Consider the following 15067-nt stretch of genomic DNA (forward strand, 5'->3'; position numbering starts at 1 on the left):
GCGCTCGGGGCGCCGGCTCGCGGAGCGCCCGGCGGCCAACCTCGACCATCCTGGTGCACGCCGCCGCCGGCCCACGGCCGGTACCCGCCGCAGAGGAGACCCTGTGACCTTCGACGTCGTCCCGCTCACGCCCACGCCCGACCAGTACCGGTACGTCTTCGGCGGCGCACCCGAGCCGCTGGTGCGGGTGCGGCCGGGCACCGTCGTCGAGCTCACCACCGAGGACTGCTTCGGCGGCCGGGTGACCAGCACCGACGACCTGCCCAGCCGGGTCTGCGACTTCTCGAAGCTCAACCCGGTGACCGGGCCGATCCACGTGGAGGGCGCCGAGCCCGGCGACACCCTCGCCGTCCACCTCGTGGAGATCGCCCCGGCCCGCGACTGGGCCGTCTCCACGACGTTTCCGCACTTCGGGGCGCTGACGGCGACGCACAGCACGGCGATGCTGCACGACCCCCTCGAGGAGGTGGTGTGGGTGTACGAGGTCGACCGCGAGCGGGGCACCTGCCTGTTCCGCCCGCGCCGCGGCGGGCCGGAGGTGGAGCTCCCGCTCGACCCGATGCACGGCACCGTGGGGGTGGCGCCTGCCGGTGGGGAGGCGTTCGCGACCATCACGCCGGGCGCGCACGGCGGGAACATGGACACCCCGGAGCTGCGCGCCGGAACGACGGCGTACTTCGGCGTCAACGTGCCCGGCGCCCAGCTGGCGATCGGTGACGGGCACTGCCGCCAGGGCGAGGGCGAGGTGTGCGGCACCGCCGTGGAGGCAGCCATGCGCACCGTCGTCGTCGTCGACCTGGTCAAGGGGGCCGGCACCCCGTGGCCGCGGCTGGAGACCGACGACTTCCTCATGTCGACCGGCTCGGCCCGGCCGCTGGAGGACGCCTACCGGGTGAGCCAGCACGACCTGGTCACCTGGGCCGCCGAGCTCACCGGCTGGGACACCCTCGACGCCTACCAGCTGGTCAGCCAGGCCGGCCTCGCCCCGGCCGGCAACGTCGTGGACACGAACTACACGATGGTGGCCAAGCTGGCGAAGGCCTACCTGGGCCGCGAGGGCGTCGTCGCCGCCGACGGCGTCCACGACCGGCTGCGGCAGACCGCCGCGGCCTACCTCGCCCAGCGCTGAGGTCGGCGGATGAGGATCCGGCTCGCAGAGGTCGCGACGATGTGCGCAAAGGGCCAGTTCGAGACCGCGGAACTGGCCCTTTGCGCACACTGTCTGCTGCATCCACGCTGCGGCCGGTTGCCGCGCGTGCCGCGGGCACTCGCGGGTAGGGCCGGTGCCGAAGCCTGCACCGACCCGGAGGAGGACGGACGGATGACGAACGAGACGCCGAACACCCCTGGCCTGAGCGAGACCGAGCTCCGCGACATGAAGGTCGACGAGCTCCGCGAGCGCGCCAGGGAGGACGGCATCGACGGCACGTCGTCGATGAAGAAGGAGGAGCTCGTCGACGCGATCTCCGACGCCTACAAGCAGGGCCGCGAGGCCACCGACGGGGACGAGGGCGGCGGGGAGGCCGGTGCCCCCGGCGACCGCGGGCCCGACGACGGCCACCTGCGCACCGGCGACCAGACGTCGCGCTCCCTGCAGTACTCCCAGGAGGTCACCTCACTGGAGGAGGACCCGCAGCGACCGGGGCGCAGCCTCGCCACCTCCAGCCACGAGGTGATCCGCCGCTGGGCCGAGGAGCGCGGCGGCGTGCCGGCCACCGTGGAGGGCACCGAGCACGGTGACCACCTCGGCGTGCTGCGCTTCGACTTCGGGGGCGAGAACGAGAACCTGCGCCACGTCAGCTGGGACGAGTGGTTCGCCACCTTCGACCTCCGCAAGCTGAACTTCCTCTACCAGGAGGAGCGCAAGGACGGGAACCAGAGCACCTTCTTCCGGCTGGAGAGCCCGGACCGCGAGGACGCCTGACCGCACCCGCCGGGTCGTGATCCTGGGGCCACGACCCGGCGGCGGCCCGGCTCAGGAGGCCTTGCTCGCCCCCTGGCGGGCGTCGGCCACGGCGCGCGCGAGCTCGTCGCGGGTCATCTTCGACCGGCCGGAGACGTCGAGGTCCTGTGCCATGTCGTCCAGCTCCTTCTTCGACCTGCCCTCCAGGTCCTCCCCCGACGCGCGCCCGCCCCGGCGGTGCGCCTTCCGCGTCCGCAGCCCGGCGTCGTCCCCGGAGTTGCCGGGCCGGTGCTTCCCCGCGGCTTCCACGCTGGCGCGCAGCGCCGACATCAGGTCGACGACGTTCGAGGCGGTCTCGGGCACCCCCTGGGTGACCACCTCCTCACCGCGGCGCTTGGCCTCGACCAGCTCCTCGACCCGGTCGCGGTAGGTGTCGCGGTAGTTGGTCGGGTCCCACTCGGTGGTCATCGAGTCGATCAGCGAGACCGCCATGTCCAGGTCGCGCGACGGGAAGGAGTGCCGCACGGGGAGCTGCTCGATCTCCTCCAGCGGGTCCCGCACCTCGTCGGCGAAGTACATGGTCTCCAGCGTCAGCACGTCGCCCTGCGGGCGGACGGCCGCCAGGTACTGCTTGGAGCGCATCACGAAGGTGGCGACGGCGACCCGCCCGGCCCGTTCCATCGCCTGGAGCAGCAGCGCGTACGCCCGCTGCGCCTGCTCGTCCTGCGGGGCGAGGTAGTAGGTCCGGTCGTAGTAGATCGGGTCGATCTCGGAGACGTCGACGAAGTCCGAGATGTCGATGACCCGCGACCGCCCGGGTTCGATCTCCTCGAGCTCCTCCGGGGTGACGATGACGTACCGGCCGTCGCCGATGTCCTCCCCCTTGACGATGTCCTCGTAGTCGACCTCCTCGCCGGTGTCCTCGTTGATCCGCTTGTAGCGGATGCGCGACGAGGTGCCCCGCTCGAACTGGTTGAAGTGCACCGACTTGTCCTCGGTCGCCGAGTACAGGCCCACGGGGACGTTGACCAGCCCGAACGCCAGGGCGCCGGTCCAGATGGCTCGTGCCACGGCTCCTCCTCCCGACTGCTCCGGCAGGCGTACCCCCGGACCCGCGTCCGTCACCCCCGTCCGGCGCTCCCGCCGGCCTGGGCGTCGTCGCCGAGCTCCGCGGCCAGCCGGTCCACCCGCGCGCGGGCACGGTCCCGCACCTCGCCGGCCCGTCGCGCCCGTCGCTCGCCGGCGTCCCGGCGCCGCTGCGCCCCGCGGAGCTCGTCGCCCGAGGACGCGGCCTCCCGCTCCGCCTCGCGGAGCAGCTCGGCCAGCTCGTCGACCCGGGCGCGGGCGCGCTCGCGGCGGGCGCCTGCCTGCTCGACCCGTTCCCGGTCGGCGCGCGCCTCCTCCTCCGCCTCGGCCGCCGCCGTCTCGGCCTCCTCGAGGTCGCGGCGCGCCTTCTCCAGCGCGTCCGGCCGCGCCCGCCGACGTGCCGGCCGCTCCGTCCGGGCCCCCGACGCCGCCGGCCGCGGGCCCCCGCCGTCGCCGACGTCGGCGACCGCGCCCTCGACCCCGACCCGGGCCAGGCCGCGGTGCGACAGGGCTGTCAGGAGGCGGCCGGAGAGCACCGCCTGCCCGGCGGCCTCGTCGGCGATCGCCGCCCGCAGGGTGTCCTGCACCTGACCGGCGACGGCGTCGCTCACCGGGTGGCCGAGGTCCTGGGCCAGCGCTCGCGCCTGCCGGGTCAACGCCACCACCACGCGGCGGCGCTGCTGGGAGAGCTCCCGGAGCTCGTCCCCGTCCAGGTCGCCCTGGGCCTCGCGCAACCCCGCCCCGAGCTCCACCAGCTGGGCGAGCTCCGCGGACTCCTGGCGGACCAGGGTGTTCACCACCCAGGCCGCGGTCGTGGGCTTGCGGAGCTTGCCGATCGCGCCGGCCAGCTCGCGGTCGCCGGCCGCACGGGCTTCCTTGCGCCGGGTCTGCCGCACCTCGACGAAGTCCTCGGGCGGCACGCCGTAGAGCTCGTCGGCGACGTCGGCGAGCCGCGGCGTGGACCGGCGGCTCACGGCGCGATGTAGCCCGACGGCCGGACCTGCAGCCGGCCGTCGCGCGGGTCCTCGGAGAACAGGAGGGCACCGCTGTGCCGGCTGTTCGGGGGCAGGTAGGGAACGGACGTCGAGGCCTGCTCGACCTCGCTGCCGCCGCGGGTGAGCGTGCCGGAGATCTGCACCTGCTCGGCCGTCCGGCCACCGCTGTTCCTGACCTCGAAGTGGACCGCGTAGCCGTCCCCGGCCGCTTCGACCGAGCCGATGCTGACCGAGAGCGCCGGGTCGGACTCCCGGACGGCCACGGCCTGGTAGGTCAGGAAGCCGAGGAGCAGGAGGACGAGGAGACCCCCGAGTGCGCCCAGCGCGTACTCACCGGGTGTGGTCCTCTCCTGGGCACCGTCCTGCTCCTGCGCACCCTGCGGCTCGTCGGTGTGCTGGTCGTCGTCCACGTGGTCCTCCGTCACAGGATGAGCCGGGCTGCCGCCGCGCCGATGCTCGCGGGGAGCGCGAGCACGACGGTCTCGTTGACCACCATGGCGAAGCCGGTCCCGTCGAACCGGCCGAAGGTCCAGAGCAGGTAGGCCGAGATGGCGAGTGCGGCGACGTACCCCACGACGGTCAGGGTGAGGAACGACCGCACGAACCCGTCGGTGGACCTCTCCTGCCCGCCGAAGCCCAGCGAGTACACGAAGCCGTGCATGAGCAGGAGGCTGAGCACGGCGAGCAGCACGATGTTGACCGCGCCCGCCTCGGCGGCGAGCAGCACGATCTCCTGGGTGGGCGCGATGTTCGCCGCGAAGACGACCGCCCCGGCGGCCATCAGGAACACCTCGTGGCCGTACCCCGACATCCGGGGCCGTCGGCTGCCCTGCCCGAGCTGGCTCCGCGCGTAGGAGGCCCCGACGGCGGCCGGCAGCGTCTCGATCGCCACCACCGAGACCGCGGCGCGCCAGTCCATGAGCGGATCCACCACCCCGAGCGCCCCCAGGACGACCGTCGCGGCGACGACGGCGGCCAGGACGGCGACCCCCGCATCGGCCAGGTACCCGCCCACCCCGACCCCACCGGGCCCCGCGCCGAAGGCCCGGGACAGCCCGATCACCAGCAGCACCGCCGCCACGACCAGCAGGGCGAGCCGGTACCGCTCCACGCTGTGCGCCAGCTGCCAGAACTCCATCGTCATGAGCAGGGGCAGCGCGAACAGCAGCGAGCCCGCGAAGGCCCGGCCCAGGCCCTTGGTCAGCTCCACGGTGCGGGTCCGGATCCCCCCGCGCCCCCCTCGGTGCGGCCGGTCCGGGCCGCAGTCGTCCTGCCGGGCGGCTCGTCCTCACCCGGGCCGGGGACGTCCGGCTCCGGCCGGCCCTCGGCGCGGGCGAAGGCGTGCGCGATCGGCACGTCGGTCGACGAGTGCGCCAGGATCGAAGCGGCGATGACCAGCGCCACCAGGTGGAACATGGCGTCCGCTCCGGGCACCCCGGCGTCGAGGATCAGCAGGCCGTAGACCACCGAGGCGAAGCCCTTGGGCCCGAACCACGCCGCGGCCGCCTTCTGCGGGCCGGGCAGCCCGCTGCGCACCAGCGCCACCCCGATCGCCACCGGGCGGGCGAGCACCAGCGCCAGCACGGCGAACAGGTAACCGCTGAGCGGGATCTCGCCCAGGAACGCCGGGGAGATGAGCGCCCCGAACACCAGGATCGCGGCGAGCTTGAGCAGCTCGGTGACCAGCTCCCCGAAGTCGGCGAAGGATTCCTCCACCTCGGGCGCGAAGCTCGCGATCGTGATGCCGGCGGTGAAGGCGGCCAGGAACAGGTTGGCGTGCGTGAGCTCGGCCAGCCCCAGCACCATCAGGCCGATGGACAGCCCGCCCAGCGATGCGTAGAGCGGGGTGGCGGAGGTGAACCGGCTGCGGAGGAGCAGCACCGCCACGGCCGGGACGGCGAAGCCGAGCGCGATCCCCAGGGCGAGCTCGCCGGCCAGCGAGCCGTAGTCCACCGCGTCCTGCGACAGCACCGACAGCAGCACCAGGACGACCGGCAGGGCGAGGCCGTCGTTGAGCCCGCTCTCCACGTTGAGAAGCGACCGCAGCCGGCCGGGCACCTCCGGGCGGCCGACGATGGCGGAGGCGAAGACCGGATCGGTGGGGGCGAGCACCGCCCCGACGAGCATCGCCTGGGTCCAGGACAGGCCGGCCACGTAGTGCGCCAGCACCGCGGTGACGCCGAACGTGAGGGGCATGCCGAGGACCAGGGCGCGGCCCGGCAGCCGCCAGGCGCGGCGGAGGTCGGCGAAGCCCACCCGCATGCCGTCGGTGTAGAGCACCGAGAAGAGGGCGAGCTCGGCGAGCCCGACGACGATCTCGTCGCCCGGCCGCAGGGTGAGGACGCCGGTGACGCCGTCGCCGAGCACGAAGCCGGCCAGCAGGAAGAGCACTGCGGTGGACAGCACCGTGCGGTGGGCCAGTCCGGAGAAGAGCACGCCGGCGAAGAGCAGCACCGCGAACGCGAGGAGGAGGTCCACGGGCCTCCCCTACCCCGCCGCGCACGATCGAGCCCGTTACGTTTTCCCGACGAAACCGCCGGTCGGGAGCCGGTCGCGGTTGGCGGCGCCCCGGGCGGCAACTCTCCCGGCATGCCAGCCACCTCGACCGACGACAGCTCGGGCCGCCCGCCCGTCGCCGACGGCCCCGCCGTGGTGCGCCTCGACGACGAGGCGGCCGCCGATGACCGGATCACGGGGGCCAAGGCGGCCGCGCTCGCGCGGGCGCACCGGGGCGGCCTGCCGATCGTGCCCGGCTTCGTCGTGACGACCGGGGCCGTGGAGCAGCTCGCCGGCGGCTCGCCCCTGCCTGACGACGTGCGCGCTGCCTGGCGGGAGCTCTCCGCGGAGGGACGGCACGCCCTGGTGGTGCGCAGCAGCTCGACGGTGGAGGACCTCGGCGACTCGTCGATGGCCGGCCGGTTCGAGTCGGTGGTCGGGGTGCGCGGCCCCGAGGCGTTCGAGCGCGCCGTCGCCACGGTCGTGGCCAGCCGCGAGACCGCCGCGACCGGGTCGGACACGCTCACCGGCCGCGAACCGCTGGCCGTCCTGGTCCAGCCCCTGCTCGACGCCCGCAGCGGCGGCGTGCTCTTCGGCATCGACCCGGTGTCCGGACGCGAGGACCGCCTCGTCGTCGCCGCGGTGACCGGGGGGCCGGACCGCCTGGTGAGCGGGGAGGTGGACGGCGACCGCTACGAGCTCGACCGCTCCGGTCGCCGCACGGACGTCACCCGCGGCGACGGCGGGGTGCGGCTGCGCAAGGCCCAGCTGCGGGCGCTGGCCGAGCTGGCGCGCCGGACCGCGCAGGTGTTCGGCGGTCCCCAGGACGTGGAGTGGGCCTTCGACGAGGGCAACCACCTGCGGCTGCTGCAGAGCCGGCCGGTCACGGCGGAGGCACGCGGCCGTCCGCACGGACCGGTGCTCGGGCCGGGCCCGGTCGCAGAGACCTTCCCCGAGCCCCTGCAGCCGCTGGAGGCCGACCTGTGGATCCCTCCGCTGCGCGACGCGCTGCGGCACGCCCTGCTGCTGGCCGGCACCGCCGACCGGACCGCCGTGGACGACTCCCCCCTGGTCAGCGTCCTGGGCGGCTGGGTCGCCCTCGACCTCGACCTGCTCGAGCCCCGGCCGGAGGCCCCCCGGCTGCGCGACCGGCTCGACCCGCGACCCCGGCTGCGGCGGCTGCGGGTCTCCTGGCGGGTGGGGCGGCTGCGCTCGGCCCTGCCGGCCCTCGCCCAGGACGTGATCGGGGCGACCGACCACGCCCTCGGGGGCGTACCGCCGCTGGGCGAGCTGACCGACCGGCAGCTGGTCGCCCTGCTGCACCGCGTCGGCCCGGCGCTGCGCTCGGTGCACGCGCACGAGGTCCTCATGGGGATGCTCGTCGACCCCGACGCCCCCCGGCTCACCGGGGTCAGCGCGGCGCTGCGCGTGCTGGGGCGGTCACGGCAGGCCGGGCTGGCCGACGCCGAGATCGTCGCCGCCAACCCGGTCGTGCTCGCACTCGCCGCTCCGCAGATCTGCCGGACCCCGCAGCTGCCGCCCGACGTCGAGCCGCCCGACAGCGCCCCGCCGGTCGAGGAGACCGACGCCGGGCTGCTGCGTGAGGCGCTGCGGCTGCGGGTGCGGTGGCTCCAGGAGGTGACCGCCCGGGCCGCCTGGGCCCTCGGCGAACGGCTCACCGCGGCCGGCCGGCTCGGCGGCCCGGAGGAGGTCCGCGGGTTGCGGCTGGCCGACCTGGCCGCCGCCGTCCACGACCCCGCCGTGGTGCTGCGGCCGGAAGAGGAGGAGCCCGGTGAGCCGCTCCCCGCGCGGTTCCGGATGAGCGACACCGGCCGCCCCGTGCCGGTCGCCGGTGCGGCCGGCGGCACCGGCGCCGGCGGGGGTTCGGGCGCCGGGCCCGTCCACCACGGGGACGACCCGCCCGAGGGGGCGGTGCTGGTGGTGCGCACCCTCGATCCCTCGCTGGCGCCGGTGCTGCCGCGGCTGGCCGGCCTGGTCGCCGAGACCGGGAGCGTGCTCGCGCACCTGGCGATCCTCGCCCGCGAGTCGGGGGTGCCCACGGTCGTGGGCCTCGCCGGAGCGCTGGAGGAGTTCGCCCCCGGCACCACCGTCCGGGTCGACGGGGACAGCGGCACCGTGGAGGAGGAGGGCTCGTGAAGAAGCTGAGCTGGCTGGTGGGGGTCGTCGCGCTCCTCGGATCCGGCGCCTACCTGTTCGTCTACATCTACCGGTGGGAGTGGCACCGCGCCCTGCTGGTCGGCGTCCTCTTCCTCGCCACGCTGGTGGGGCTGTGCACCGGCCTGGTCGTGCGCCGGCTCAACGCGGTGGGCGACACCGTGCGGGCGACCGCCGCGGCGCCGCGGCCGCCCGGAGCGCTGGACCGGCTGCGCGCGGCACCCGTGGAGAGCAAGCCGTTTCCCTGGCTCAGGCCAGTGGATCCCGACCGGACGCACATCTTCATCCCGGTGCTGCTCGGCGGTGGCTTCGTCGTCTCCGGGATCGCCTGGCTGATCGAGCGGGTCGCGGGCAGCTCTGCCCGGGAGGGGGTGGAGCAGGAGGTGGCCACCGAGCTGGAGGAGATCGCCTTCCCGGCGACCTCGCTGGTGCCCACCGAGGCCGAGCTCCTCGCCGGCGACGAGGAGTTCGGGGACGATCCCGCGCTGCGGGTGCTGCTCGGGCCGGCCGCCACCGGGACGTCGCCGTGAGGCGGGTGCTGGCCTGGGTCGCCGGCGCCGCGGTCGTCGTCGCCGGGCTCCTGCTGCTGCGCTCGGAGCTCATGACCGTCGACATCCCGCAGCCGGAGGGCTCCTACACCGACGTGGTCATCGCGGTGCAGGTGCGGGAGGACCCGTCCGTGCGGGAGGAGATGACGCGGGGGCTGGTGAGCACCTGCCGGCTGCTGGTGAACGCCGGCGTGGTGGAGGACTCCTTCCGGCAGGTCGAGGCGGGGGTGTTCGCCTTCCGGGTGCGGCCCGGGCTCGACGAGTTCGACCGGCGCGAGCTCCGGGGCTGCCTGCGCGACACCCGGGTGCAGCACCTGCTCGCCGACGTCCGCCGGATCGCCACGGTGACGCCGGACGACGCGGCCGGCCGCTGAGCCCGGGGCAGCCGTCACCGGATCGTCAGCTGCCGCCCGGTGTGCCCGCCGCCGCGCGGGTACCCGGAACGGGCATGAGCCGGGTCGAGGAGCACACCCACGTCCAGGGCGGCCGCAGCACCACCGGGCTGGGCCGCTTCGGGCTGCGGGCCGTCCTGGGCCTGGTCGCCCTGCTCGCCGGGGCGGTTCCCTTCCTGCTGCTCCTCCTGCTGGTCCAGGTGGAGTGGTCACCGCTGGCCGCGCTGGACGGCGAGGTGGCGGCGGGGCTCAACACGGCGGTGGCCGGCTCCCCCACGACGGTCCGCGTCCTGCGCGCCGTCACCGACCTGGGCGGCGCGCCCGCCTCGATCCTGGTCTTCACGCTGACCACGGTGTTCCTGCTGATCCGGGGGCAGCGCCGGCTGGCCGCGTTCGCCGCCGTCACCGGCCTCTCGCTGCCCGTGCTGGTCCCGCTCACCAAGGCGCTCGTCGACCGCGCCCGCCCGGTGGTGGCCGATCCGGTCTCCGAGCTCCCGTCGAACGCGAGCTTCCCCAGCGGGCACGCCACCGTCTCCCTGGTCACCTTCGGGACGCTGGCGCTGCTGGTGCTCCCGGCGGTGCGCCGCGGGCTGCGGCCCTGGGTGGTCGCCGCGGCCCTGCTCCTCGCCCTGGCCGTCGGGTTCACCCGGCTGGCGCTCGGCGTCCACTTCGTCACCGATGTGCTCGCCGGCTACGCCCTCGGCGCCGGGATCCTCGCCGTGACGACGGCGGCGTTCCGGGCCTGGCAGCACGCCCACCACCACCGGCCCGACGAGCCGCTGGACCCGCTCGAGGTCGAGCCGGACCTCATGACCCACGCCGCGCCGAGGGAGCAGCCCGCGCTGCCCGACGGGCGCCGCACCGCGGCCCGGCTGCTGGTCGCCGCCGCCGCGCTGTCGGTCGTGCTGATCGCGCTGGGGCTGCTGGTCACCGGCGTGCTGGGCGGCACCGCGCTCGGCCGCTTCGACCGGGCCGTCGTCGACGCGTTCGTCGAGGCGCGCACCCCGGCGCTCACCGACGTCACCGCCGCCGTGGAGCGGCTCTCGGGCACCGCGATGGTCATCGCGCTGCCGCTGACCCTCGCGGTGCTGGCCCTGGCGATCACCGGGAGCTGGCGGCCGGTGGTCTTCGTGCTGGTCACCGTCGCCGGTGAGCTCGGCATCTACTTCGTCGTCTCGCGCACCGTCGACCGCGCCCGGCCGACGATCGCGGACCTCACCTCGGGCCTGCCCACGGCCGCGAGCTGGCCGTCGGGTCACGTCGCGGCGGCCGCCGCCCTCTACGGCGCCCTGGCCGCGCTCGTCCTCACCCTGGCCCGGAGCCGGTGGCGGTGGGCGGTCCTCGCCGTACCCGTCCTGGTCGTCCCGGCGGCGGCCCTGTCCCGCATCTACACCGCGGCGCACTACCCGACCGACGTCCTCGCCGGAGCGGTCCTGGGCACCGTGTGGGTCCTGGTCTGCGCCCGGTACCTGCTGCCGGGGGTCGCCGCGCTCCGCCACCCGGCAACGGCACGCCCCCGGCAGGCGGTGCCCGCGCGCGGAGCGGTGCGACCGTCACCACATCGACGCAGCAGCGGCCGGGCGGCTGGGTAGGGGCCTGGCATGACCGACGTGACCTCCTTCGACGGCACCCGCCTGGCCCTCTACTCGTGGGGGGCCGACGACGCCCCGCTCGTCGTCCTCGTGCACGGGCTGGGGATGTCCGCAGATTCCTGGGGCGAGGTCCCGCGGCGGCTCGCCGAGGGGCACCGGGTGGTCGCCTACGACCTGCGCGGGCACGCCCAGTCCGGGGACGCCCGCTCCGGCGGCTACGGGCTGGCCGCGCACGCCGCCGACCTGGCGGCCGTGCTGGGCGCCGTCGTCCCCCGGCGCGGGTCCGCGGTCGTGGTGGGCCACAGCCTCGGTGGGGCGGTCCTGCTCCGGCACGTCGACGGCGGCGCCGACGACCGCATCACGGGCGCGGTCTTCGTCGGCTCCGGTGGCGCCGGGGTGACGGCGCCGGGGTTCCCGGGGCGCCACCTGCCGCCCTGGGCACGGGTCCGGCTGAGCTCGGTCTGGTTCGCCCTGCTGCGCACCGGCGCCCGGTGGGGGCGGCGGCTCCGGCCGCTGCGCGCGGTCTCCGACCGCGGCATCCGGTACTTCGCCTTCGCCCCCGGCGAGCCGCAGGAGGCCGTGGCGCGGATGCGGGACGACTTCCTCACCACCCGGCCGCTGGCCATGGCCGGTACCGCCCTGGCCGGCCTGTCCGATGACGGCGTCGCGCGCGCGCACGCCCTCGCCGTCCCCACGCTGCTCGTGCACGGCGACCGCGACCCGGAGGTGCCGAACGCGGAGATCCACCGGCTCATGGCCGCGCTGCCCGACGGGGAGCTGGTGCAGGTGCCCGGAGCCGGTCACATGCTGCCGCTGACCGCCCCCGACGTGGTGGTGGAGCAGGTCGCCCGCTGGGTCGCCCGGGTCGCCCGCGAGGAGGAGGCCGCCGCCTGACCGGCGGCGGCCACGTCGCTCAGGAGACGACGACCTCGATGACGGGGTAGCCCGACGCCCCGTCGGGCGCCACCGGGGTCCGCTCGTCGGTCTGCACCTCGCCGCGGCCGTCGGTCGCCCGGGCGGCGATGCGGTGCCGGCCGGGCGTCGCCTCCCAGGGCAGGTACCACTGCCGCCAGCAGTCGACGTCGAGCGGCTCGGCGAGCTCGGCCTCCTGCCACGGGCCGTCGTCGATGCGCACCTCGACCCGCTCGATGCCCCGGGTCGGCGCCCAGGCGACCCCGGCGATGGGCCGCCGTCCCGCGGCCACCGCCCCGCCGGGCACGTCGATGCGTGCCTGCGTCTTGATCGGCCCCTCCTTGGCCCAGCCGCGGGGGATCCAGTAGCCGTCGACGTCCCAGCCGGTGAGCTCGATGGCCGAGAGCCACTTGGTCGCCGAAACGTAGCCGTAGAGGCCCGGCACCACGAGGCGGGCCGGGAAGCCGTGCTCGGCCGGCAGCGGCTCGCCGTTCATGGCGACGGCGACCATCGCCTCCTCGACGTCCAGCGCGGTGAGCACCGGGAAGCCGGCGGTGAACCCGTCGACGGAGCGGCCGATGAGCTGGGTGGCGCCCTCCTGCAGGCCGGCGCGGTCCAGCAGCGCGCGCAGCGGGACGCCCTGCCACCGGGCGTTGCCGACCAGGTCGCCGCCCACCTCGTTGGACACGCAGGCGAGCGTCACGTCGGCCTCGATGTGCGGCAGCTCCATCAGCTCGGCGTAGGTGAGGGTGAACGGCTCGTCGACCATCCCCCGCACCTCGAGCTGCCAGCCATCGGGGTCGACGGTGGGCACGCGCAGCGCCGTGTCGATCCGGTAGAACTCCGCATTCGGCGTGAACAGCGGCGTCAGCCCCGGGATCTCGAGGTCCGCGCCGGCCGGCACGGGCGCCGCCTGCCGCGCGGGCACCGGCAGCCGGATGGCGGCCCGCAGCTGGTCGAGGCGCTCCCGCCCGGAGAGCAGCGACCCACCGATCCCGGCGAGCACGCCGAGCACGGTGGCCCCGCCGGTCACGGCCAGGAACCGCCGCCGGTCCAGCGGGCTCAGCGCGGGCACCGTCCCGGGATCGGCGGGGTCGGCGGGGGCCGGGCGGCCCGCGTCCGCCGGCACCGCCCGGCGTGGCAGGCCCACGACGAGGAGACCCAGCACGGCGATGCCGGTGACGGCTCCGAGCAGGCCCACCAGCACGGTCAGGAAGACGGGGTTGCGGTCGTCGGCCAGCGCGGCGACGACACCGAGCGTCGCGAAGAGGGCGATGCCGCCGGCGGCCAGGATGACGTAGCGCCGGGCGAGCACCCCCAGCCCGGCGCCGATCAGCACGGAGACGACCAGGACGCCCCCGATCAGGACCGGCTTGTCCGCGGTGCCCAGCGTCGCGATCGCCCACTGCTCCAGCCAGCCGGGCACGCTGTCGATGACCGTGTCCCCCACGGCCACGACGAGGGAGGGCGCCGCGGGGATCAGGCCGGCGACGAGCTCGGCCAGCCCGAGCGCGGCGACCACCGCGGCGACCCCGGCCAGCGCCGCGCTCCCCCGGCCCAGCGGGTGGGCCCGCCCCGTCCGTCCACCTGCTCCATGCTTTGTCTCCGCCACGTCGGACCCATGACCCGCGCGCGCGGACGGCACACCGCCGTCCCGGGTTCGTCCCCGGATCGTCATGCGGGAGTCAGGGACGACGGCCGGCCAGCCCGACGGCCCCCCAGCCGCGCAGCGGCCGGCCGACGACGTCGGAGGCGACCTCGAGGGTGCGGCGGCAGAGGCCCCGCGCACGCCACTGCTCCGGGTCCACCCGCACGCTCCGGACCAGGTCCTCGTCGAAGTCCGCGTCCAGCGCCCCGGCGACGGTGCGGTCGTCGGCCAGCAGGCACACCTGCTCGTTGAGCGCCAGCGACCGGGTGTCCAGGTTCGCGGTGCCGATCATCGCCAGAGCGCCGTCGACGGTGACGACCTTTGCATGCAGGAGCGATGGCTGGTAGCGCCAGATCTCCACCCCGGCGTCGAGCAGCTCCTGGAAGTCCAGTTCCCCCTGCAGGTGGACCGCCGGCCGTTCCACGTGCGGGCCGGCCACCAGCAGCCGGACGCGCACCCCCCGCTGCGCCGTCGTCGCGACCGCCCGGCGCAGCCAGCGCGGCAGCCGCACGTAGGGCGTGGTGATCCGCACCTCCTCCCGTGCGGAGTGCAGGAGGGCGGCCAGCGCGATCGCCGCCTCGCTCCAGCCCGGCTGGGACGGCGGCCGCAGGACCTGGACCGCCGTCCGCCCGACCGGGGTGAGCTCGGGGAACCGGTCCTGGTCGGCCACCACCTCTCCGGTGAGGCGGACCTGGGCCTGCATCCAGGCCTGCTCGAACGCCGACCGCAGGCCGGCGACCGCGGGCCCCTCGACGCGGACGGCCGTGTCCCGCCAGCTGCCGAGGTGCCGGCCGTCGCCGGTCCACGTGGTGTCCACCCCGGTGCCGCCGGTGAAGCCCACCGCCTCGTCGCAGAGCAGGACCCGCCGGTGGGTGCGCAGGTTCCAGACCCCGACGCGCAGGGTGTGCAGCGGCCGGTAGAAGAACACCGTGCACCCGGCCTGCCGCATGGTCCGCAGGTCGTCGCGGTCGATCTGCCTGGCCCCGTAGCCGTCGAGCAGGATGCGCACCCGGGCGCCGTCCCGTGCCCGGTCGGCGAGGGCCCGGGCCAGCCGGTGGGAGATCTCCCCGCCCCGCCAGGAGAACCACACCAGGTCGACGCTCCGCTCGGCGACCGCGATGGCGTCGAGCAGCGCCGGGAACGTCTCCTCCCCGTTCCGCAGCAGCTGGAGCCGGTTGCCCTCGGTGAACGGCACCCCGACGAGCGCCTCCAGCGCCCGCCGGGGGGACGGCCGCTCCTGGGACGACGACGTCCCCTGGCCCTGCTGCACCACGGATCCGGTTGCCACGGGTTCTCCTCCCACGTCCGTCCAGGGTCCGG

General features: G+C 75.6%; 14 protein-coding genes. 7 read left to right on the top strand and 7 right to left on the bottom strand.

Annotation, left to right across the window (positions count from 1 at the left end; all coding sequences use genetic code 11):
* Positions 1-103 precede the first annotated feature (103 nt).
* Positions 104-1129 (top strand): acetamidase/formamidase family protein, encoded by a 1026-nt coding sequence (locus QOZ88_RS21655; RefSeq protein WP_306001762.1) that lies wholly within the window; start codon positions 104-106, stop codon positions 1127-1129.
* A gap of 192 nt (positions 1130-1321) precedes the next feature.
* The gene (locus tag QOZ88_RS21660) at positions 1322-1924 is read left to right on the top strand and encodes a Rho termination factor N-terminal domain-containing protein (protein ID WP_306001763.1); all 603 of its coding nucleotides are present in this window, start codon (positions 1322-1324) and stop codon (positions 1922-1924) included.
* 51 nt (positions 1925-1975) lie between these two features.
* Here QOZ88_RS21660 and ku read toward each other — a convergent pair whose 3' ends face one another.
* From ku to QOZ88_RS21685, 5 genes are read right to left on the bottom strand one after another with little or no spacing between them, the layout of a single operon-like run.
* Positions 1976-2974 (bottom strand): non-homologous end joining protein Ku, encoded by a 999-nt coding sequence (gene ku / locus QOZ88_RS21665; protein WP_306001764.1) that lies wholly within the window; start codon positions 2972-2974, stop codon positions 1976-1978.
* A gap of 50 nt (positions 2975-3024) precedes the next feature.
* Complete coding sequence (locus QOZ88_RS21670) at positions 3025-3963, bottom strand: hypothetical protein (RefSeq protein ID WP_306001765.1); 939 nt, start codon at positions 3961-3963, stop codon at positions 3025-3027.
* The gene (locus QOZ88_RS21675; protein WP_306001766.1) at positions 3960-4394 is read right to left on the bottom strand and encodes a hypothetical protein; all 435 of its coding nucleotides are present in this window, start codon (positions 4392-4394) and stop codon (positions 3960-3962) included. Before QOZ88_RS21675 ends, QOZ88_RS21670 begins: the two co-directional genes overlap by 4 nt.
* 11 nt (positions 4395-4405) lie before the next feature.
* Positions 4406-5194 (bottom strand): TIGR02587 family membrane protein, encoded by a 789-nt coding sequence (locus QOZ88_RS21680; protein ID WP_306001767.1) that lies wholly within the window; start codon positions 5192-5194, stop codon positions 4406-4408.
* A complete protein-coding gene (locus QOZ88_RS21685) occupies positions 5185-6462 on the bottom strand; it encodes a cation:proton antiporter (RefSeq protein ID WP_306001768.1) in 1278 nt (425 codons plus the stop codon). The genes QOZ88_RS21680 and QOZ88_RS21685 overlap by 10 nt, the downstream gene beginning before the upstream one ends.
* 111 nt (positions 6463-6573) lie before the next feature.
* On the opposite strand from QOZ88_RS21685, the gene QOZ88_RS21690 reads away from it, so the two are divergent.
* The 5 genes from QOZ88_RS21690 to QOZ88_RS21710 all read left to right on the top strand — a co-directional run bounded on the left by QOZ88_RS21690 (position 6574) and on the right by QOZ88_RS21710 (position 12081).
* Positions 6574-8637, top strand: a complete 2064-nt coding sequence (locus QOZ88_RS21690; RefSeq protein WP_306001769.1) for a PEP/pyruvate-binding domain-containing protein — start codon at positions 6574-6576, stop codon at positions 8635-8637.
* Positions 8634-9185 (top strand): hypothetical protein, encoded by a 552-nt coding sequence (locus QOZ88_RS21695; RefSeq protein WP_306001770.1) that lies wholly within the window; start codon positions 8634-8636, stop codon positions 9183-9185. Before QOZ88_RS21690 ends, QOZ88_RS21695 begins: the two co-directional genes overlap by 4 nt.
* Positions 9182-9577, top strand: coding sequence for a hypothetical protein (locus tag QOZ88_RS21700; protein ID WP_139206315.1), 396 nt, complete (start codon positions 9182-9184; stop codon positions 9575-9577). The genes QOZ88_RS21695 and QOZ88_RS21700 overlap by 4 nt, the downstream gene beginning before the upstream one ends.
* A gap of 74 nt (positions 9578-9651) precedes the next feature.
* Complete coding sequence (locus QOZ88_RS21705; RefSeq protein ID WP_306001771.1) at positions 9652-11187, top strand: phosphatase PAP2 family protein; 1536 nt, start codon at positions 9652-9654, stop codon at positions 11185-11187.
* Between the two features lie 9 nt (positions 11188-11196).
* Positions 11197-12081 (top strand): alpha/beta fold hydrolase, encoded by an 885-nt coding sequence (locus QOZ88_RS21710; RefSeq protein WP_306001772.1) that lies wholly within the window; start codon positions 11197-11199, stop codon positions 12079-12081.
* Between the two features lie 19 nt (positions 12082-12100).
* Here the strand turns inward: QOZ88_RS21710 and QOZ88_RS21715 are convergent, their stop codons facing one another.
* Together QOZ88_RS21715 and QOZ88_RS21720 are read right to left on the bottom strand one after the other, a co-directional pair.
* Positions 12101-13711 carry a molybdopterin-dependent oxidoreductase gene (locus QOZ88_RS21715; protein WP_306001773.1) on the bottom strand — a complete coding sequence of 537 codons (1611 nt, stop codon included), beginning with the start codon at positions 13709-13711 and terminating at the stop codon, positions 12101-12103.
* Between the two features lie 73 nt (positions 13712-13784).
* Positions 13785-15035, bottom strand: a complete 1251-nt coding sequence (locus QOZ88_RS21720; protein WP_306001774.1) for a phospholipase D-like domain-containing protein — start codon at positions 15033-15035, stop codon at positions 13785-13787.
* Positions 15036-15067 lie beyond the last annotated feature (32 nt).

Source organism: Blastococcus carthaginiensis (assembly GCF_030731085.1).
Taxonomy (GTDB): Bacteria; Actinomycetota; Actinomycetes; order Mycobacteriales; family Geodermatophilaceae; genus Blastococcus; species Blastococcus carthaginiensis.